Below are 21,633 nucleotides of genomic sequence, written 5' to 3'. Positions count from 1 at the left end.
ATGAAAGGATTTACATCCACGATTTCAACCCAACATAGGAAGCTCCGCAGGGCTTGCCTCATGTTGATGTGTTTATGTGTGTCTGCGTTGGGCTTTGCCCAAGAATTGAATGTTAAAGGCTTGGTCTCAGATACTGAAGGACAGCCTATTTTTGGTGTTACAGTTTTTGAAAAAGGAACTACAAATGGAATGGTTACTGGTGCTGACGGAAAATACAGCATTAAAGTAAAAAGCCAAGAATCAGTAATTGTATTCTCATTCGTAGGCTTTATTTCTCAAGAAGTAACAGTGAATAATCAGTCTACAATTGATATTACGCTTCAGGAAGACATTAAAGAACTTCAGGAGTTTGTAGTAGTTGGCTATGGTGTAGAAAAGAAGGTGAATCTTTCTGGTGCTGTAGACCAAGTAGATGCACAGCAATTAGCGAAAAGGCCAATCAGTAGTGTAACTGAGGGGCTTCAAGGGGTTATTCCTAACCTAAATATCGATAGTAATTCTGGTGCTCCAGGTTCTACCCCAAATATTAACATTAGAGGCGTGACTTCAATCAATGGTGGAAATCCACTGATTTTGATTGACGGTGTTCCTTCTGATGCTGTGGAGTTAAACCGCATTGCTCCTCAAGACATTGAAAGCATTTCAGTAATCAAAGATGCTTCTTCGGCAGCCATTTATGGTGCAAGGGCAGCATTTGGTGTAGTAATCATTACTACAAAGAATGGAGCTGATAAAATGAGAATAAGCTACTCTGGTTATACGTCAATGAATGAAGCCACAGTTATACCCAACAAAATCACCGATCCTTATATCTACTCAAGGTTGTTAGAAACTTCAACCGATAATACTCCTTGGGACAATATTAACTTCAGTGATCAGTATTATGCTTGGGCCAGAGATCGCTCTAACGATCCTTCATTGCCTGGGGTAAGAAGAAATCCAACTAACGAAGCCGCTTGGGAATATATGAGTGGCCAAGATTGGTCTCGTCATTTTATGAAAGACCAAACTACTTCAAGCAACCATCAGCTTTCAATTAGTGGAGGTGACGATCGTGTTAATTATTTACTTTCAGGTTCATATAGTCATCAAGACGGGGTTTTGACCATTGCCGATGATTACTTTGATCGATACACAGTCAGAAGCAAAGTTTCATACAAAGCCAACGATTGGTTAACCATTAGCAACAACACCTATTTGACTACTACGGAAAGAAAAGAACCTTCGTATTTCGATATTACTTCAATCTATAATATAGCTCCTACATCATGGAATATTAACCCTGACGGAAGTTGGGCCAATTCTGAAGCCGGAATAATTTCTGCCCAACTAACAGATGGTGGAGAAGATATCACAGAGTTTACTAGTGTTCAGTCGCAGTTTGGCGTACAAGCAACATTGTTAAAGGATATCCTGACTTTTAACACTGACTTCACCTTTAGAAGAGGAAGGCAAGATAGGAACTGGTATCAGACAAAATATAACATTGGTTATGGCCCAAGTGACATTAGAGAACAAGGCAATAATTCAGCTTACAGATCAAGCTCAGTAGAAAATTACTATGTGTTGAATAGCTATTTAAGCTACAAACAACAATTTGGTGATCATGCATTAAGCGGAACTTTAGGTTTTAACCAAGAGCACAACCGCTGGAACTCGTTTAGCGCGCAGCGAAACAATGTTATTTCTGCTTCGCTACCTACCATAGCACTGGCAACAGGCGATCAGTTTGTAGGTGAAAGCGTATCTGAATGGGCAGTGAGAGGTGTTTTTTACAGATTGAACTACATCTATAATGACAGATATATTCTAGAATTGAATGGCCGATATGATGGCGCTTCTAAATTTCCTTCTGATAATCGTTATGGATTTTTCCCTTCGGCTTCATTGGCTTGGAGAGTAGATGAAGAAAACTTTATGGCTGGAATGAGAGACTGGGTAAGCCAGTTTAAACTCAGAGGTTCTATCGGGTCTTTGGGTAACCAAGCCATTGGCCCTTATGAATACATTTCAACCATGAGCGCATACCAAGGTAATTACCTGATTGACGGAAAGTTGCCGCTAGAAATTTCTTCACCTCAGTTGGTTTCAAATAACTTTTCTTGGGAAGAGGTAGTAACCAAAAATTTTGGTGTAGACTTAGGATTCCTCGAAAATAGAGTGTCTGCATCATTCGATATTTACAGAAGAGACACCAAAGGGATGTTGACTTTGGGAAGAGAGTTGCCAGATGTTTTGGGTGCAACGGAGCCAAAAGAAAACGCTGCTGATTTGAAAACTAACGGTTGGGAATTCTCTTTAGGTTACCAAAACGAAGTGGCCCTTGCTGGTAAGCCATTAAACTTTAAAGCGGGTTTCAACTTATCCGACAGCCGTTCTTATATCACTAAATTCGATAACCCAACAGGAAGCATAACTCAGTTTTATGAAGGAATGGAGTTAGGCCAAATTTGGGGACTTCAAAACGATGGTTTCTTCAGGTCTGCCGAAGAAATCAACGCACTAGATCAGAACGCGATTGTGCCTTGGGGTGCTATTTCAATTGTTGAAGGATGGCCAAAATACAAAGACCTAAACGGAGACAATAAGATCACTAAAGGCTATACTTTGGATGATACAAAAGATTTATCAATCATCGGAAATCAATCACCAAGGTATCGTTATGGCATAAACCTTTCTGCCGATTGGAATGGATTTGATTTAAGCGTTCTTTTCCAAGGTATTGGGAAGAGAGATTACTATCCACTGGACTACTTGTACTGGGGATTCTATCAGCAGCCATATGCAGGTGGTTATCCGCATTTGAACGATTTCTACCGAGCTGAATCAGAAACTGGTGCCGATAGAGACAGACATTCACAATCGTATTTAGATGCAGGTTTAGCAGATCAAAATTTAGATGCTAAATATCCTCACTTACAATCTTGGTTGGCCGATAGAAATTTGGGAGAAAGAATTGATCAAGCGCAAGGTTTGGCCATTCCTCAAACAGATTACTTGTTGAGCGCAGCTTATTTAAGGCTCAAAAACTTAACCATCGGATATACTTTACCAGTCGCATTAATGTCTAAAACAGGCCTTTCAAGTGTAAGGGTTTATGCCAGTGGCGAAAACCTTTTCGAGTGGTCGGCATTAAAAGATTTCTTCGATCCAGAAGCAGTAAACAATGCCATTCAATATAATCCAGCTGTAAGCGGAGGAAGAGGAGTAGGTAAAGGTTACACTTACCCTTTCCAAAGAAGGTATGTATTGGGAGTTAACATCACTTTGTAATCATCTGATTTTTAAACGAATTCAAAATGAAAAATTTTAAAATACTGATTGCACTCTTCTTAATTGGTTTGGTTACAGCCTGTAACGACAGCTTCTTAGATGTAGTGCCAGAAACTTCGATTGGCGTAGAGAATTTCTTTAACACAGAAGAAGACCTTAATATTTACGTCAATAGTCTTTATAATTTCCCGGGGTCGGGGATTTATTATGCCGATGGTGGAACAGACAATGCTGCCACTACGGGAAATACTGAAATCAAAACCATGATGGTTAGTACTGCATCTTCTTCTACCATTACATCGGGTTGGAACTGGGGTGCGCTAAGGTCAATCAATTTGTTTTTAGAAAACTTTGACAAAGCGAACATCTCTCAAGAAAAACTAAATCACTTTGAAGGTTTGGGAAGATTCTTCAGAGCCCAGTTTTACTACGATAAGGTAAAAAGGTATTCAGATGTGCCATATTACGATTTTGTGATCGAAACGGGTGATACTGAAGCCTTGAACAAGCCGCGAGATTCGCGTGAAATGGTGGTAGATAAAGTTTTTGAAGATTATCAATTTGCCATTGAGAACATTTTCGAGAATCAGCCTGATGGCGCAGTAAACAGATGGGTGGCAAAAGCCTTTATGGCAAGAAACGCGTTACACGAAGGTACTTTCAGAAAATATCACAGCGAATTAAATCTTACTGCCTCGGCTGATAAGTATTTGAAGTTAGCGAGAGATATTGCCAAAGACATCATGGATAATGGGCCTTTCAGTATTAAGAATACAGGCAATAGCGCAACTGATTACAGCAGTTTGTTTAATAGCACTGATTTAGAGTCAAATCCTGAAGTAATCTTAGGAGTTTACAGCTTAGATCAAGTGAAAAACAGTGGCTGGTCCGAAACCGTGTTTGGTAATTATGAAACCAGTCCAGCGAAAGATTTATTGCAGTCTTACCTAATGGCAGATGGTTCATATTATTCGAACCAAGCCAACTACGATGAATTTAATTTTGTTCAAGAGTTTCAAAATAGAGACCCTAGACTGTCTCAAACTTACGCTTATCCAGGCTTTGTGTTGGTAAACTCAAGAACTTACAGCCAAGGTGCGGGAATGTATGTTCAGCAATTGGCAAAGAATTTCTCGGGCTATCATCAGCTGAAAGGTTTTGTGAATGTAACAGATCAGGCCACTATTAATAACTTGGACTTTCCGGTATTGAGGTTTGCCGAAACGCTTTTGATTTATGCTGAAGCTAAGGCTGAACTAAATGAAATGAATCAAACTGTACTAAATGAGTCTATTAACCTGTTGCGCGATAGAGCAGGAATGCCAGCTTTAACCATGGGCGTTACTGTTGACCCCGTATTGCAGGCAAAGTATCCCACAGTGTCAGATCCAGTTTTACTTGAAATCAGACGAGAAAGAAGAGTTGAATTGGCCTTAGAAGGGTATAGGTTCGATGACCTGATGCGTTGGAAAGCGGGTAAATTATTGGAAGAAGAGCCAAAAGGTTTGTACTTCAGTGGTTTAGGTAAGCACGATGTTACTGGCGATGGAATTGAAGACATAATATTATTAGATGCTTCTGCTTCAATTCCTGATACCAAAGAGCGAAATGCTTTAGATGTTCCTTTTGCCTATTACAGAGTTGGAAGTTTTGGTGAAAACGTAGGGGTGTTTTTATCAGACGGTAACAGCGGACATATTTTAACGGTAATTGAAAGAGGAACATTTGACGATCCGAAGTTCTATTATCGCCCTGTACCAGCTGCTCAAGTAGCATTAAACCCAAATTTGACACAGATTTTCGGATGGAATTAGATTAGGTTGCAAATGTTGAAATACCGGATGAGGCCCTGAGCCTCTTCTGGTATTTTCTTCTTTTCCACTAACTTAAACTCAACCACTCAACTAACCCGACAAAATTAACATCATGTTGAAATCAATAAGTATACTTTTTTTAGCCATTGTAATGGCAGCATGTGGAACTGCACCTGAAAAAAAGGTGATGATCATCTTAGTGGATGGTGTTCCTACTGACTTACTTGAAAGTGTAGATACTCCAATTTTAGATCAAATTGCTGCACAAGGTGGCTATACTCATGCGTATCAAGGTGGAGGAAAGGAAGAATACACACAAACGCCAACCATTTCGGCTCCAGGTTATATGAATATGATTACTGGGGTTTGGGGGAACAAACACAATGTTTGGGGCAACAGTGTAAGAAACCCGAACTATAACTACTGGAACATCTTTCGTACCGTTAAAACGGTAAATCCAGAAATGACCACTGCCATTTTTTCTAGTTGGGAAGATAATAGAACAAAGTTAGTAGGAGAAGGAAAAGCAGAGGCTGGGAATTTCATGTTCGATTACTCTTTTGATGGTTTTGAGTTAGATACAGTGGCTTTTCCACATACAGCTGACCGTAGCTTCATGTTTAATATTGACGAAAATGTTTCGAAAGGAACAGCCGATTATGTGCTTACTGATGCACCAAATTTGTCATGGGTGTATTTAGAGTTTACCGATGATATGGGGCATATGTATGGTGATAGTCCACAAATGATTGAAGCCGTAAAAGGTATGGATAACCAAGTAGGTAGAATTTGGGCAGCTATTCAGCAACGCGAGAGAGAATTTAACGAGGAGTGGATGATTGTAATTACGACCGACCATGGAAGGACAGAATCCAATGGTAAAGGTCACGGTGGTCAATCAGAAAGAGAGCGTACTACCTGGATTGTAACCAATCAAAACAACCTTAACAAAAGGTTCGAGAATAACCCACCGGTAGTAGATGTCGCTGCTAGTGCGTTAAGGTTTTTAGGTATTGAAGCCCCTGAGCAAATCAAGGAAGAAATGGATGGAATTCCCTTCATCGGTGATATTTCAATAATGAATGCTAAAGCTAAAAAAGAAGGAAATGAGCTTATCGTTTCTTGGGAGGTAGCTGATGCATCTGGCGGTGTAGAAATCTACCAATCTTCCACAAACAACTTTGCCAAAGGAGGAAAGGATGAGTACTCACTTTTAGGCAAGGCAGACGTGAAAAATGGTCAGTTTAAAACTGATTTTGTTTTTCCTGTAGGCACTACCAAGCTCTTACTAAAGGCGCCTCATAACTGGACAAATGTTTGGGTAATCGTTGAATAAGCTGAAACAATGAACAGACGGAATATTTTAAAATCAATAGCCTTAGCTGGTACGGGAGCTTTAATTGGAGGTGATTTAACTTCTATTCAACCTAAAGCGAAAAGAGTTTTATGCCTTGCTCACCTTACTGATGTGCATTTACGTGATGCGGATAATGCGCCTGATAAATTTATCAAGTGTTTACATGTTATGCAGTCGTTGAAGGATAAACCTGATATGATTTTTAATGGGGGTGATACGATTTTCGATGCTTTAGGTACCGATAAATCAAGCGTTGAAAAGCAATGGCAACTTTGGGATAAAGTCATTAAAGCGGAAAATGATTTGCCTGTAGTTAATTGTATTGGCAACCATGACGTATGGGGGGCTGGAGAAAAATCAGATCCGCTTTATGGTAAAAAGTATGCGTTGGAGAAAATGGGTTTAGATAAACCATATCATTCTTTCGAAAAGGCTGGATGGAAGTTTATTATTCTTGATAGTACACATCCCGTAGGAGAGGGCTGGTATACAGCTAAGTTAGATGATGAGCAATTCGATTGGTTTGAAAAAGAATTAGAGGCTACACCTTCAACTACACCTGTTATGGTAATGTCTCATATTCCAATTTTAACGGCTACTGGCTTTTATGAAGGTAATGAGAAGAATGGAAACTGGACAGTGCCTGGTGGATGGATGCATATTGATTTCAATAGAATCAAAAAACTTTTTATGCAACATGCCAATGTAAAACTTTGTGTAAGTGGACATATGCATTTATTGGATAAAGTAGAATATAATGGTGTAACCTATTGCTGCAATGGTGCAGTAAGCGGAGGCTGGTGGGGTAACGAAATGTACTACGAAACCCAAGCTGGTTTTGCCACAATCGATTTATATGAAGGTGGTGAATTTGATGTGGAATACCACACTTACAGCTGGAGTTAGTGAGTATTAATCAGAAATTAAGCTTTTTGGGTGAAATCGTTAAGTACTTCCATAACCAAGCTTTTTTAGAGACTATTGCAATGCTTTAGTTTTTAACAGAACGGTTTATATGGTTTCTCAAACTCTAATAAGTTACAGTGTTCAAACTTTAGGGTGGCTTGGTACGCTACTTTTTATTGTGAGTTACATTCAGCTAAATCGTGGAGTTTGGACCCTTCAGGATACAAAATTTCATGTTTACAATATCTTAGGAAGCGTGTTTTTAGTGATTGACACCGTTTATGACTTCTCTTATGCTGCAGCTGCGGCCAATTTCTTTTGGGGAATTGTAGCCTGTTACGGCTTGATTAAATTTAGAAATCAAGAGAAAGTCAAAAGTGACGAATTTATAGAAAGTAAAAAGCCCAACCTCATCTAAAGTTGGGCTTAATTTTTTGGTCTGAATCTCTATCCAAAAACCATTTGATCCTTTACGAAAGGAATTTTATAAAGTCTGTTTCCCGTGGCTTTGGCCATGGCATTAGCCAAAGCACCACCTGCTGGCGGTAACGATGGCTCACCCAAACCAGTTGGATCGTTTAAGCTTTCTACAAAATGAACATCTACGGTAGGTGCTTCTTTAGTTCTTATCAAACGATAATTGTTGAAGTTAGAAGCTTGCGGGGTTCCATTGATGAACGAGAAATCTCCATAAAGTGCGTGTCCCATTCCGTCTACTACGCCACCTTGAATTTGATTAATGGCAGCATCAGGGTTTACTACAATTCCACAATCTACAGCAACCGTAACATTTTTCACGATCGGATTGCCATCTTTCATAATCACATCAGCCACTTCGGCCACATAGGTATTGTGTGAATAATACGCACTGAAGCCTTTGCTTACACCACTTTCGGCTTTACCCCAATTTCCTTTTTCGGCAGCCAATTTAATCACCCCAATCATTTTTTCGGGTTCGTAATCAATCTCCCCAACAGGGTTGTTTTTCGCCCGTTCAAGAATATCTAATCTTAACTGAACCGCATCTTGACCCATTTCAGCAGCTAATTCATCGAAGAAGCACTGCTCGGCTACGGCCAAAAAGTTGGTGATAGGGGCTCTCCATGCTCCTGTAGTAATATTACTATCTACATAACTCGATTCTATTAAGTAGTTTTCGATGCCGCCTGCCGGAAACCAATCTGGACGAACCCAGTTGTTACGCCCTATTCCTGCACCAGATAAATGGTAGCCCGTAAGCTTTCCATCTTTAATGGCAGCTCTAAATTTATATTTTGATGCCGGACGGTATGTGCCCGCGGTCATGTCGTCTTCCCTCGAGAAAATCACTTGAACGGCTTTGTTGGCTTTCTGAGAAATTTCGGCAGCTTCTAAGGCAAAGTCTCCATAAAGTCTTCGTCCAAAACCGCCACCCATTCGGGTCATTTCTAGTGTAATATCGTCAGGGCTTTTTCCAAGCAGTCGGGCAATTTGCCCTCGGGTACCGGCTGGTGTTTGAATTGGCCCAACTAGTTTAACTTTGTCGCCTGTAACATCGGCAAAGAAATTCATCGGCTCCATGGTGTTGTGTGGTAAAAAAGGAGCCTCGTAGGTTTTTTCAAATACTTTATCTGCCGAAGCCATTGCTTTTAATGCATCACCATCGCTACGACTTGGCCTTTCTACTCTTTTATTGAGCAGTTTGTTCATTTCACTATCGTGATAAGGCGTGTCTTCAAGCCTTCCACTCATGTCCCAATCGGCCACTAAGGCTTTTTTACCCTTCATGGCTGCCCAAGTGTTGTTACCTAAAACAGCTACTTTATCTCCAAATTGAATTACATCATTTACGCCATTTACTTTTCTGGCCTCTGTGTCGTCAAAGGATTTTAGTTTAGCGCCAAATGCAGGTGGGCGAAGCACCACGGCATATTGCATTCCTTCTTGCTTATAGTCAATTCCGAATACAGGCTTACCGGTAGTAATTTCATCTAAATCAACATTTTTCTGACTCTTACCAATAATGTTGAATTCTTTTGGGTTCTTTAAGGTAACCTCTTCTGGTATTTCTATACCTACGGCCTTTGAGGCCAACTCGCCATAACTTAATTTTTTACTGCCATTCAGCACATAACCACCCTTGGTGGTAAGCCTGTTGGCATCTACTGCCCATTCTTTAGCGGCAGTTTCTATCATCAGTCTTCTAGCAGTGGCACCCGCCATTCGCATGCTTTTCCAGCTACTTCTAATGGACTGGCTTCCGCCTGCTACCTGACGTGGGAATGCGTTATCGAGCGGTGCTTGTTTTACGATTACATCTTTCCAGTCTACATCTAGTTCTTCGGCCACAAGCATCGGCATAGATGTTTTTACATTCTGGCCAATTTCCGGGTTTGGCGACATGATGGTTATTTCACCATTGTTGGCAATGGTGAGGTAGGCATTGATATCGAACCAAGCTGAGGCTGGGTCTTTTACTTCTGCCGAAGGCGAACAAGCCCAATTGAATCCGATCATTAATCCTCCTCCAGCAAGAGCAGAAGTTTTTAGGAATGATCTCCTGTCTACTTTTGTTTTTATAACTGTCATTTTTCCTTGATTTGGAGGTTATAGATTAGATGCAGCCGAAGAAATGGCGGCTTTTATTTTATTGTATGTACCACAACGGCACAGATTTCCGTTCATAGCGGTTTCAATTTCATCCATAGAAGGGGAACTATTGCGTTGCAGTAAAGCTGCGGCATTCATAATTTGCCCTGCTTGACAATAGCCACATTGAGGAACATCATGTTCTACCCAAGCTTTTTGTAAAACGTGGTCGGCTTTTTTAGAAAGGCCTTCAATAGTGGTGATTTTAGCTTCAGAAACTGCTGAAACTGGAATCGAACAAGAACGAACTGCATTGCCGTCCATGTGAATGGTGCAAGCCCCACATTGCGCAATTCCACAGCCGAATTTTGTGCCCTTAAGGTCTAGGTAGTCGCGCAAAACCCATAGCATTGGGGTGTCTGCGTCAGCCTCAACGGTTTGTTGCTTGCCATTGATTGTAAGTTGGTAAGTTGCCATAACGGATGATTTTGAGAAATTTGAATTGATGAATATATGATTTATGAGTTCAAAATCATAGCTATAATTGATGAAGAGCCTTATCTAGATTTTATGCGATAATCTTCGTCTTATTTTTTCTGCCGTTGTGTCCGATAATTCCTTTTTCTGCAGAATAGAGGTTACTTTTGCGGCCAAATTAAATGTGATGGAATATGTGGTTCGCGAATGCGATTTTCGCAATTAAGCCGTTACGTTTTCAGAGTGTTTTACCAAATAATTATAAACGAATGAAATACAGATTTTTAACCGTATTAGTGCTGATGGTTGCACTATTGATAACAAATAGGACTCCATCTTTTGGGCAAGAAGAAGTTCAAGAAGAAGTAGTTAAAACAGATTTAATAAGCCAGTTGGAATCGCTAATAGAATCTTCAGGAACTTATGTAGATAAGAAAATTATTAGAATTACAAGTTTGAACGAATTTAGAAGTGCGCTAGGAGATAGCTTGGCTAGCTATTCAAATAGTATAGAAAGTTTGAATACCGAGAAAAATAAGATTGAACTTGAAGTTAATGCTTTAAGGTCAGAGCTGGAGTCGGTAAAAGCTGAGTTGGAAGCCAGTGAAAAACTGAATGATAATATGTCATTCTTTGGTATTCTTTTGAGCAAATCAGTTTATAATATTATTGTATGGTCTATAGTGGCGGTTTTGATTGGGGTAATATTAGTAATGTTAGCCCGTATGAAAAAGGTGGCGCAATCTGCAAAGCGAATTAAGGGCTCATTTACTCAAGTAAGTGAAGAGTTTAGAGCATATCAGTTTGAGGCAAAGGAAAATCAAATTAAGATTAAACGTGAACTTCAAACCGCATTAAATAAACTAGAATTGAATAGATAGTTCAATTCGACAGAAGAACCATCACTGTCAAATTTTACACCTCACAAAAACACTCATTTAAAATAAGAAAGGCTGCCTCATACGAAGCAGCCTTTTTTGTTTAATGTTAAGGTTGGTTTAGAGTGAATCGAAAAAGGCTTTGATTTGATTCGCTTGAGTTCTTTTTTTGTTAATAAAATCATTCACAGTCCTATCGTGCTCATCTAGAGCTCCCGAGTTATATTGATGGCTTGGAGTGAGACGATGAGATACTACTTTGTCAGTATTTTTTAATGTCCAAAGTGGTATTCTAGCTTCTTTGTAACTGGATTCAGCCCATTTCGGATCAAACATTACAAACTGACCCTTATTAAAATACTTAATTTCTAGAGTTGGTCTGTTAGGTTGAGTTGGGTTGCCATGGTTTATCGACTCCCTAATGATTACTCTACCTCTAAGAATCTTTAAATACCCTTCTAGAGTTAAATCATTTAATTCATAGCCTTCTTCTGGTAACCCTGTTTCATTATTCATTTTTACGTATATACCAAAATAGTGTGCATCGTTAGTGTAGTTGATAATAGTTGTATTAATGAAGTTTTGATTGCCCACTGTTTGATTTGGTATTTGAGATCCAACAGTATTTCGTGAGTCAGGTTTGTTTTTTACAAAGGAACAGTTTTCAAAGGTGATATGATTAGACAATAATTCTCTTTTTAATTGTATTGGAGCTTTAATTTCCGGGTATAGAGTAGTTAAATCACTCTTGTAATCTAGGAATGCAGCCCAAAACTGACGAACATCTTGAAATATACAACTAGAGAATTTCACTGGGCCTAAGTCACAATTTTCAAGGTCATCAAGGTAAACTAATGAACCCTGAGCGTTGCGCTTTAATAAACCACCTTCATCTAATAAGTTAGACTGGCTCTTTTCAGGGAGTAAAAAGTCAATCGTTAAAGGAGTACAAGAATTGTGAATGCTATTATCACATTGAATGGAATTAATTTTAAAGGGGAATTTAGTTAGTTGTGTTATGATTAATTGCTTTTCATAATTTTCGAAAAGACAGTTAGTGATGACAAGATTGTTTACGAATCTGACTTGAAGTACTGACAAACAATTCAGGTACATGAACCTGTATTTATTTCCAAAACTTTCTATATAATGATGACCAATTTTATATGGGTTGGGGTTATCATCATAATCAAGAAAGTTCTTTTTCTTACCGTCAAATACAGAATTAGAAATTGTTATATTCCCTGGTATGGAATTGGTTGTGTCTAGGTCTATATCTTGGTAGACCTCAGGGTCATGATTACCACGAGCAAAGTGGCATCTATTAATTAGTAAATTTCCTATCGAATTCCATGCAATGCCTTGCTTGGCTACATCATAAGATTTTCCAAAATAACATGATTGAATATCTGTATTAATATTTCCTAATGGGGTTGTATGGACGTTTTCACTCCCCATTATCAGTCCATCTAGGAATTGGCCACAAAAATGAAGACAGTTAAGTTCTACATCTAAAGAGATGTTTTCATTACTATTTATAAACTTGAAATAATTGAGGCCGTTCTGAACAAAACCATTTTTAATGATTATATCTCCTGTACCAGAAAATGTTGGTGCTTCACCTCCCCATATACAACCATTTGATACATAGGAATTACGCGGAATAATTGGAGGTCCAGTTTCTTTTTGCCCCTTTACAAAGTTGAACCCTGTTAATGTATTTGTATCTGTAGGAGCACTGTCAAGATAACAGAAATTGGTATTATACGTACTGTTCGTTCCAGAAAAACTGGAGCAAATATTATCGCCTATTTTAAAGAAGCTGGCGTTGTCTAACCTTAATTCTGCATTAGGTTCTTCTAGATTACACCAATTTTGGGCTTGCGCCACTTCTAAGCCGCAGTCAATCGTGCCACCACCTAAATCAAGGGTTAGTGAGCCTCCTGAAATTCTAAAACCAAAGAACTTATCACAAAATATGAGTGTATTACCTTTGAGCTCAATTCTTATATTTTTATCTCCAATATCCAGCCACCTTCTTTCATTGGTGATGTCAAGGTTTTGAGATTTTATTTCCTCACAAGTATGATGTACAGAAAGACCTCTTATTCCGTAATTTTTCGGGTTTCTTTTTTCTCTGAATTTAATGGTCTTCTTACCTGAGTTGATATAGTCCTGAAGGTTTTCTAATTTCAGTAGCCTGATATCTAACTCAACTGTATTTCCTTCTATAACTCTGGTTTCTACTACCTTTTCGTAGTCCCAAGTTCTGATTTTCGCCATCTTGGTGGGGTTAAATAAAAAAAGCCTACTCTTAATTAAGAGTAAGCTTTGAATATAACCATTATTTTTTAGAAGCTTAATTATGCATTGGCATTCACTTTAGGAGCTCCAGCAAGAATTTCCTCACTAGCATACTCTTTAAATTTCGCGAAATTCTCATTGAATTTAATCGCTAATTTATTTGCTTCTGCATCGTAAGCTGCTTTATCTGCCCAAGTATTTTTAGGGCTCAATATTTCAGTTGGAACGTTAGGACATTCATTTGGCATTGCTAAACCGAATACATTGTGAGTAGTATATTCTACGTTATCAAGCTTGCCTTCTAAAGCAGCTGTAATCATAGCTCTTGTATACTTTAGTTTCATTCGGCTACCAGTACCATAAGCACCACCAGACCAGCCAGTGTTTACCAACCAAACGTTTACACCAGCTGCTTCCATTTTTTTGCCAAGCATTTCGGCATATTTAGTTGGGTGTAAAGGCATGAATGGAGCTCCGAAACAAGCAGAGAAAGCCGAAACTGGCTCAGTAATACCTGCTTCTGTACCTGCTACCTTTGCTGTATATCCAGAAATAAAGTGGAACATGGCTTGGCCAGGTGTTAACTTAGAGATTGGAGGCAATACACCTGAAGCATCGCAAGTAAGGAAGAAAATATTCTTAGGATTAGCACCTACAGAAGATTCTTGAATGTTATTGATGTGGTAAATAGGGTAAGAAACTCTAGTGTTTTCTGTGATTTTACCACTTGTATAATCAGGCTCGTTAGTACCTTCTTTAAAAGTAACATTTTCTAATAATGCGCCTGGTTTAATTGCATTCCAAATGTCGGGTTCTTTTTCTTCAGAAAGGTCAATTACTTTAGCGTAACAACCACCTTCAAAGTTGAAAACAGTGTTTTCGCTTGTCCAACCATGCTCATCGTCTCCAATAAGTTTTCTGTTCGGGTCGGCAGAAAGAGTAGTTTTACCTGTTCCTGAAAGACCAAAGAAAATTGCAGTATCACCATCTTCACCAACGTTAGCAGAGCAGTGCATTGCTAAAGTATCTTTTTGATGAGGCAAGATGAAGTTTAAGGCAGAGAAAATACCTTTTTTCATTTCGCCAGTGTAACCGGTTCCACCAATTAAAGCTATTTTTCTTTTAAAGTTTAAGATGGCAAAGTTGTGTTGTCTTGTTCCATCTCTATCCGGAACAGCCATAAAACCCGGAGCACACATTACGGTCCACTCTGGAGTGAAGTCTTTTATTTCTTCTTCCGTAGGGCGTAAAAACATATTAAATGTAAATAAGTTAGACCAAGGAAATTCAGTCACTACTCTTACATTAGTTCTGTATTTCGGGTCTGCACAAACGTATGAGTCGCGTGCATAAATTTCTTTTCCAGAAAGGTAATCTGTTACTCTGTCATAAAGCGCATCGAATTTAGCTGGCTCAAACGGGATGTTAATATTTCCCCACCAAACCGAATCTTCGGTGATTTCATCTTTAACAATAAACCTGTCTTTTGGTGAACGACCGGTGAACTCACCAGTGTTTACATTTATGGCACCAGTACTGGTTTCTTGCGCCATTCCTTTTTCCACAGAAATTTTCGCCAGTTCTTCTGAGGATAGGTTCCAATGTACAATTGCATCTTTGATGCCCAATTCTTTCACACTCGCTTCGTTGGATTTAAGCCCGTTTTCTTGCATTTTCTTAGTTTTTAATACTCTGTTTTGCAAACGATTGCATTCTATTTAGGGGTGCAAAAATAGGGAAAAAAACTATTGATTAGAATTCCACGCAGTAATAATAAAAAGACTCTTATAAGTGGTTCAAAAACTCTGTTCGATGGTCATTAACATAATCGCATTTGTAAATACCCTTTTACCGTAGTAGTTTTATCGGTATTGAACTAAACAAAAATCAGAATCTATGTTGGATAAAGGAACTATTGAAGGTCCGCAGATGATGGGGCATCCCAAAGGTCTGTTCTATCTTTTTTTCGCTGAACTTTGGGAAAGGTTTAGCTTTTACGGAATGAGGGCATTGTTGACCCTATATATGGTCAACGAAATTTTTGAAGCTCTTACCTCTAGAGATTTGGCCGCTGCTGCGGTTTATGCTTCTTATGGCTCTTTGGTTTACGCTTCTACTGTAGTTGGCGGAAGGGTTTCTGATACGCTCTTGGGTTTCAGAAGGTCGATTATGCTGGGTGGAATTTTAATGTCGTTAGGCCATTTTGTTCTTGCAGTAGAAAACGAGTATACATTCTATCTAGCACTTGCCTTAATTGTAGTGGGGAACGGTTTCTTTAAGCCAAATATCTCAACTTTTGTAGGTTCTCTTTATAAAGATGGAGACACCAGAAAAGATTCTGGGTTTACCATTTTTTATATGGGAATTAATATTGGTGGTTTTGCTGCACCACTTTTGTGTGGTTGGTTAGGCCGTGAATATGGCTGGCATTATGGTTTTGGCCTTGCCGGTATTGGTATGCTTGCCGGACTTATTGTTTTTTGGCGTGGAATTAAAGCAGGGGTATTCCTAGATAAGGGAATGGCGCCTAGTGTTGAAAGGCTTGAATCAAGAGTTTTAGGTATCAAAAAGAAAACTTTCGTTCCAATTTTGGCTTTCTTAGCCGCGCCAGTAATTGCAATGATGTTATCTTCTTACGGAGCAATTGGTGGTGGCGATACCTTTTTAGGTGACCAGAATGTAGTGACATTAATATTTAAATTGCTCGGCTTCGCTATTCTCATCTATATGGCGGTAATCATGTATCAGGCTACCGCTTCTGAAAGGAAGAAGTTAGCGGTAGCATTAATGATTACCGTTTTCATGAGTATTTTTTGGGGTTTTCATGAATTATCGGGATCTGTAATTACGCTCTTTGCCAGCAGAAACGTAAATCTATGGTTGATTGACGCTGCTCAAACGAATGCTTTAAACTCGATGTGGATCATTATTCTATCCATTCCAATATCGTTGCTGTGGGGCTTTTTGGCCAAAAAGAAGTTAAACCCTAGAACTCCTTATAAGTTTGCTTTGGGGCTATCTTTAGCAGCAGTCAGTTTCTTTGTACTGTCTTTAAGTGGAAATGCTGCTGATTCTGAAGGAATGGTGCCTTTTTTCTATCTCATGGTAATGTACTTCTTAATTTCAGTTGGTGAGTTATTCATGTCGCCAGTTGGCCTTTCTAAAATTACAGATCTGTCACCTCAAAGAATCGTAGCATTTATGATGGGTGTTTGGTTCTTGTCTTCTGCTTATGCATTCCAAATTGTTGGTTTTATTGGTAAGCAATTGGCAGTAGAGAGTACAGATAAGGACGTGAGAGGTTTTGAATCGTTAGATACTTACATTGGTGGCTTTGAACTAATTGCTAAATATGCATTCGGTGCAGCGATTATAGTGTTTATACTAGGTCCAATAATGAAAAGATGGATGCAAAACGTTCACTAGAAAGTTGTGTATGACATTAGAAGCCGCTCATAGAGCGGCTTTTTTTATGCCCTTACTAGCATAGCACCACTGGAATAACCACCGCCAAAAACGGTTACAACAGCCAGTTCACCTTTTTGCATAGAACCGAAGACCTGAGAATAACCGATAGAAGAACTAGCCGAGCCTGTATTACCAAATTCAACCATATTGATAACCACCTTTTCAATAGGGAAATTTAGAGTTTCAGCAACTTTATTGATTATCCTCATATTGGCTTGGTGTGGAATGAGGTAGTTTAAATCCGCTAGTTTACAGCCACTTTTTTCTAGGATAATCTCCGTTTTTTCCGACATGTATTTAATGGCATTGTAAAAAACATCTCTACCATCGGGCATAGAAATGCCACCATCAAAAGGCTTTAAACATACACCGTTTGGCCCGCGCCCAATAGTGGCATGGCCTTCAGTATTTACACCAAGAACTTCGTGATCTTTATCAGTAACTCTTTGATTCGAAAGAAATACAGCAGAAGCCCCATCTCCCCAAAGGTGTGCAGAAATAGGGTCTGATTCATTTAAATAAGCCCAATTGTGTTCTGAAGTTACGATTAAAGCCTTTTCCGCTTTTCCCATGGCGAAATAACCTTCAGCAATTTCAATGGCATTGACAAACGAGCTACAGGCAGAAGAAACGGAAAACACAATGGCTCCGTTGATGCCATACTTTTGTTGAACCACATGGGCCAGTGTGCCAACAGTGTCATAGGGTGAATAAGTAGCACCTATAATCAAATCAACTTCGGTGATATCATAAGGTAGATTCTTCAATCCATTTTCAATGGCCGAAATGGCCATTGTATTTACATTTTCGTTTTCTGAAGTTCTTCTGCGGTTTTTAATTCCTGATTTACGGATAATGGTTTCATCGTCCATTCCATTTTTATCAAAGAAATAACTGTTCGGAATTATGTTAGAAGGTATATAATGTGACGCTAGATTAATGTACATGGAATCCTGTTACGGGTGGTTGTTTTAATATGTTGAGTTTTGACTTCGAAACTAGTACATATTTCGCTAATCTCTGTTAAAATCGGTGCTATTAGGTAATATTGAAGGCGTTTAGATAGTGACTAGCCTAAAATTGATTTTACACTTTGCTGTAACTTTGGAATTATTTCTTCTTCAAACCATTGATTTTTCCTCATCCAAATTCCATTCCTAGGCGAGGGGTGAACCAAGGGGAAGAATTCTGGTAAATAATGGTTGTAATTCTGAACTGTTTCTGTAAGAGTTTTCTTCTTTCGTTCTCCTAAATAATAAGCTTGGGCATACTGACCAATCAAGAGTGTTAGTTTAACTTCTTTGAGAAGGTCTAAAATTTGGTTGTGCCATAGTGGAGCGCACTCTGGTCGAGGAGGTAAATCGCCTGATTTTCCTTTTCCCGGATAGCAAAAACCCATTGGTACAATGCCAAAAAGGTTAGTATCATAAAACTGTTCATTGGTTACACCCAGCCATTTTCTAAGGTTCTTGCCAGAGGCATCGTCCCAAGGAATTCCTGATGCGTGTACTTTGGTGCCTGGCGCTTGGCCAATCACTAATATTTTTGAATGAGCACTAATAGATACTACAGGTCGAGGCCCAAGTGGTAAATGTTCGGCACAAACCGTACATGCTTTAATTTGGCTTAGTAAGTATTCAAAGTTTGACATAGCATTCCAATTTAAAACAAAAATGCTAGAGAGAAATGGACATGGATTATTGACTGTATTGGAAATGACAAAAAGATAATGAAGCTGAATTAATGGCATTAGATTATCTTCGCCCAAAGTTTAATTGAATGAGTACCCAAGAATTAGTTTATTTTATTGATTTAGGAGGAACACTCGTGTTTGCGATTAGTGGATGGTTAGCCGCTTCTAAAAAGCAAATGGATCCTTTTGGTGCTTCTGTAATTGCTTTTATTACCGCAGTTGGGGGTGGTACTTTGCGTGATTTATTAATCGGCAGTCAGCCGGTAGGATGGATGGTCGATCAGAACTACCTCCTTATGATTGCTGGCGGAATTGGGCTTGGTTTTTTGTTTAAGCGTTATTTAGAAAAACTTCGAAAAACCATGTTCCTGTTTGATTCTATCGGGATTGGTTTGTTTACCATATTGGGAATCGAAAAAACACTTTCATTTGGTTTAACCCCTGTTATTGCCGTAATGATGGGCACAGTTTCGGCTGTTTTTGGTGGGGTTTTGCGTGATACTTTGGCCAATGAAGTGCCTTTAATTTTTAGGCAGGAAATTTATGCAACGGCTTGTTTAACAGGAGGTATTCTATTTCTGGTTTTAGGTCATTTTAATGTTAATGTTGATGTGAGAATCATTCTTACAGTGGTTTATATTATAGCACTCCGAATTGTTTCTGTAAAATATAAATGGTCGTTTCCAACTATTAAATAATACTGGCAATGAAAATTATTCATTCAACCAACGCCCCAAAGGCTTTAGGGCCTTATTGCTCAGCCATTGGTACGGGTAATTTACTTTTCTGTTCAGGCCAGACGGGAATTAACCCATTGACAAATAAAATAGAATCAACAACAGTTGAAGGACAAACTAAACAGGTGTTAGCAAATTTAAAGGCTGTTTTGGCTTCTGAAGGCCTAGGAGTGAAGGATGTTGTGAAGTGTAATGTTTACCTCAGCGATATGGAGCATTTCGAAGTAATGAACTCTGTGTATGGTGAATTTTTCGAAGGCCACACACCCGCAAGAACCACTGTGGCGGTTGCAGGCCTGCCCTTAAATGCCCTTGTAGAAATTGAGTGCATCGCTGAAATTAGATAGCTATTCTTCTCTTTCTAGACCTTAGCCAATTTGGGTTGTTTTTTCTTATACAATGCAAAAACATTACCTACAATAAGCATTAGCATTCCAATAATGGTGTACTCCGTAATTATAAACCCTTCAAAAATAGTAGAAATAATAACGGCAACAACCGGAACTACAACGATGGTATAAGCTGCCTTTCCTGCTCCAATTTTGCTGATAAGTGTGAGGTACATATTAAAAGCGATGATTGAGCCAAAAATCACTAAATACAGAAGTGAAAATATGTAAGATCCAGACCAGTCGATGGTAAATGGCCTACCGAGCGCTACCGCAACAATAAGCATTGCAAGGGCTCCGTAAACCATGGCAAAGGCTGTGGATTGCATTACAGGGATTTTCAATTTTGAATTATAACCCGAAGTTACATTTCCAAGACTGGCAATCATTACTGAAGAAACGCATAGAATTAACCCCGTGAATGATCCGTCCGCGGCTGTAAATGCCATTAACTCCCTTTTAAAAATAACCATAGTGCCTAGTACACCGAACAGCGCACCAATGAATACTTTAGGTATAATGGGTTGTTTTAGGAATATGGAACCGAAAATCATATTGAAGAATATGATGAGCGAAAATCCAACAGCTACTAGTCCGCTAGTTAAGTATTGTTCAGACTGATAGACCAACCAATAATTGAACCCATGGAGAAGGATGCCTTGCAGGGCGATTCTTAAATGAACCTGCCATGTGAAGGAAAGATTTTTCGACCTGATTTTGCAATAGGCCAAAAACAGCAAACCAGCCAAAGCAAACCGATAGCTTACTGACATTATTGGATCAACACTACCCAGTTGAAAAGTGATGACATACCAAGTAGAGCCCCAGATAAGCGCTGGTATAGCAAAAAGCACAAAATTATTCGATTCCTTCATGAAATTTGAAAGCCCGAATTTAGCGAGATGGTTCAGTTTTCAGTTGCTGGATTACTAGTTTTTTTTCAAGTGGATGAGAGGAGTGGAGCTCGCTTATTTTTTGTTTAAATAAGCTTTTAAATCAGCAATACTATCGAGTTCGTAAAACGAAAAATCACCAATGGTGTGTTTGTCAATTTTTTCGTGTACCCAAGTATCGTGAAAGGGGATATGAATGGCATGCCCACCAATTTCGCAAACAGGAAGAATGTCTGATTTTAGTGAATTCCCGATCATAAGAAAATCAGACGGATTGATTTGATAACGGTCTAAAATGGTTCGGTAGGTAGATGCGTTTTTTTCGCTTACAATTTCAATATGATCAAAGTAGTCGGCTAAGCCCGATCTAGCAATTTTTGTTTCTTGATCCCATAAATCGCCCTTGGTAATCACAATAAGCTGATAATTGTCTTTGAGCCATTCGAGATTCTCTTGAATTCCAGGTAATAATTCAACAGGGTGAGTAAGCATTTCTTTACCCAAGTTGATTACATTTTGTATGTCGGCACCAGTTATTTTATGCTGTGTTAGTTCAATGGCCGATTCGATCATGGAGAGCATAAAACCTTTTATTCCATAACCGAAAAGCCTAAGGTTTTTTAATTCTACTTCGTAAAGTTGATGCTCTAAATTGTTATCAATTTCAAAGTACTTAGAAAGAATAGTTTCAAACTGAAGTCTGGTTTTAGTGAAGATCGGTTCGTTTACCCAAAGCGTGTCATCGGCATCAAAAGCGATGGTTTTAATATGCTTCATTTGATTTTTATCTGGGGCAATATACTGTTCAAAATGGAAAATGTCTCCACTGAAAAGCGATTGCCAAATCAGTGGAGACATTGAATAATCTAAGGTGTG

The 21,633-nt window shown here is 38.9% G+C and carries 17 protein-coding genes; 9 read left to right on the top strand and 8 right to left on the bottom strand.

Features of this window, described 5'->3' with window-relative positions:
* The 5 genes from OB69_RS14645 (at window position 1) to OB69_RS14625 (ending at window position 7,768) form a co-directional block, all read left to right on the top strand.
* Entirely contained in the window at window positions 1–3,273 is a 3,273-nt protein-coding gene (locus tag OB69_RS14645; RefSeq protein WP_053224497.1) for a SusC/RagA family TonB-linked outer membrane protein, read from the top strand.
* Window positions 3,274–3,299: 26 nt separating this feature from the next.
* Window positions 3,300–5,087, top strand: coding sequence for a RagB/SusD family nutrient uptake outer membrane protein (locus tag OB69_RS14640; protein WP_053224496.1), 1,788 nt, complete (start codon window positions 3,300–3,302; stop codon window positions 5,085–5,087).
* Window positions 5,088–5,199: 112 nt separating this feature from the next.
* The gene (locus OB69_RS14635) at window positions 5,200–6,423 is read left to right on the top strand and encodes an alkaline phosphatase family protein (RefSeq protein ID WP_053224495.1); all 1,224 of its coding nucleotides are present in this window, start codon (window positions 5,200–5,202) and stop codon (window positions 6,421–6,423) included.
* A 9-nt stretch (window positions 6,424–6,432) separates the two neighbouring features.
* A complete protein-coding gene (locus tag OB69_RS14630) occupies window positions 6,433–7,350 on the top strand; it encodes a metallophosphoesterase family protein (protein WP_053224494.1) in 918 nt (305 codons plus the stop codon).
* 109 nt (window positions 7,351–7,459) lie between these two features.
* Window positions 7,460–7,768 carry a CBU_0592 family membrane protein gene (locus OB69_RS14625; protein WP_053224493.1) on the top strand — a complete coding sequence of 103 codons (309 nt, stop codon included), beginning with the start codon at window positions 7,460–7,462 and terminating at the stop codon, window positions 7,766–7,768.
* A 29-nt stretch (window positions 7,769–7,797) separates the two neighbouring features.
* On the opposite strand, the gene OB69_RS14620 is transcribed toward OB69_RS14625, so the two are convergent.
* Entirely contained in the window at window positions 7,798–9,918 is a 2,121-nt protein-coding gene (locus OB69_RS14620; RefSeq protein ID WP_053224492.1) for a xanthine dehydrogenase family protein molybdopterin-binding subunit, read from the bottom strand.
* 18 nt (window positions 9,919–9,936) lie between these two features.
* Window positions 9,937–10,395: a (2Fe-2S)-binding protein gene (locus OB69_RS14615; RefSeq protein ID WP_053224491.1), complete on the bottom strand. Its 459-nt coding sequence runs from the start codon at window positions 10,393–10,395 to the stop codon at window positions 9,937–9,939.
* A 269-nt stretch (window positions 10,396–10,664) separates the two neighbouring features.
* On the opposite strand from OB69_RS14615, the gene OB69_RS14610 reads away from it, so the two are divergent.
* A complete protein-coding gene (locus OB69_RS14610; RefSeq protein ID WP_053224490.1) occupies window positions 10,665–11,276 on the top strand; it encodes a hypothetical protein in 612 nt (203 codons plus the stop codon).
* Window positions 11,277–11,393: 117 nt separating this feature from the next.
* Here the strand turns inward: OB69_RS14610 and OB69_RS14605 are convergent, their stop codons facing one another.
* Window positions 11,394–13,556 carry a hypothetical protein gene (locus tag OB69_RS14605; protein WP_053224489.1) on the bottom strand — a complete coding sequence of 721 codons (2,163 nt, stop codon included), beginning with the start codon at window positions 13,554–13,556 and terminating at the stop codon, window positions 11,394–11,396.
* 80 nt (window positions 13,557–13,636) lie between these two features.
* A complete protein-coding gene (pckA, locus tag OB69_RS14600; protein WP_053224488.1) occupies window positions 13,637–15,250 on the bottom strand; it encodes a phosphoenolpyruvate carboxykinase (ATP) in 1,614 nt (537 codons plus the stop codon).
* 223 nt (window positions 15,251–15,473) lie between these two features.
* Between pckA and OB69_RS14595 the strand changes: the two genes are divergently transcribed.
* Entirely contained in the window at window positions 15,474–17,003 is a 1,530-nt protein-coding gene (locus tag OB69_RS14595) for a peptide MFS transporter (RefSeq protein ID WP_053224487.1), read from the top strand.
* Between the two features lie 44 nt (window positions 17,004–17,047).
* Here OB69_RS14595 and OB69_RS14590 read toward each other — a convergent pair whose 3' ends face one another.
* Both OB69_RS14590 and OB69_RS14585 read right to left on the bottom strand, forming a co-directional pair.
* Window positions 17,048–17,992 carry a 3-oxoacyl-ACP synthase III family protein gene (locus OB69_RS14590; RefSeq protein ID WP_053224486.1) on the bottom strand — a complete coding sequence of 315 codons (945 nt, stop codon included), beginning with the start codon at window positions 17,990–17,992 and terminating at the stop codon, window positions 17,048–17,050.
* A 122-nt stretch (window positions 17,993–18,114) separates the two neighbouring features.
* A complete protein-coding gene (locus tag OB69_RS14585; RefSeq protein ID WP_053224485.1) occupies window positions 18,115–18,696 on the bottom strand; it encodes a uracil-DNA glycosylase family protein in 582 nt (193 codons plus the stop codon).
* Window positions 18,697–18,824: 128 nt separating this feature from the next.
* On the opposite strand from OB69_RS14585, the gene OB69_RS14580 reads away from it, so the two are divergent.
* Both OB69_RS14580 and OB69_RS14575 read left to right on the top strand, forming a co-directional pair.
* The gene (locus tag OB69_RS14580; protein ID WP_053224484.1) at window positions 18,825–19,436 is read left to right on the top strand and encodes a trimeric intracellular cation channel family protein; all 612 of its coding nucleotides are present in this window, start codon (window positions 18,825–18,827) and stop codon (window positions 19,434–19,436) included.
* 8 nt (window positions 19,437–19,444) lie between these two features.
* Window positions 19,445–19,822 carry a RidA family protein gene (locus OB69_RS14575; protein WP_053224483.1) on the top strand — a complete coding sequence of 126 codons (378 nt, stop codon included), beginning with the start codon at window positions 19,445–19,447 and terminating at the stop codon, window positions 19,820–19,822.
* Window positions 19,823–19,836: 14 nt separating this feature from the next.
* On the opposite strand, the gene OB69_RS14570 is transcribed toward OB69_RS14575, so the two are convergent.
* The gene (locus OB69_RS14570) at window positions 19,837–20,739 is read right to left on the bottom strand and encodes a DMT family transporter (protein ID WP_053224482.1); all 903 of its coding nucleotides are present in this window, start codon (window positions 20,737–20,739) and stop codon (window positions 19,837–19,839) included.
* A gap of 93 nt (window positions 20,740–20,832) precedes the next feature.
* A complete protein-coding gene (locus OB69_RS14565) occupies window positions 20,833–21,615 on the bottom strand; it encodes an HAD family hydrolase (protein WP_245620830.1) in 783 nt (260 codons plus the stop codon).
* Window positions 21,616–21,633 lie beyond the last annotated feature (18 nt).

The organism is Roseivirga seohaensis subsp. aquiponti (genome assembly GCF_001267955.1).
Taxonomy (GTDB): domain Bacteria; phylum Bacteroidota; class Bacteroidia; order Cytophagales; family Cyclobacteriaceae; genus Roseivirga; species Roseivirga seohaensis.
Note: the sequence above shows the minus strand (reverse complement) of the source record. Positions and strands in the feature narration are given on the sequence as shown.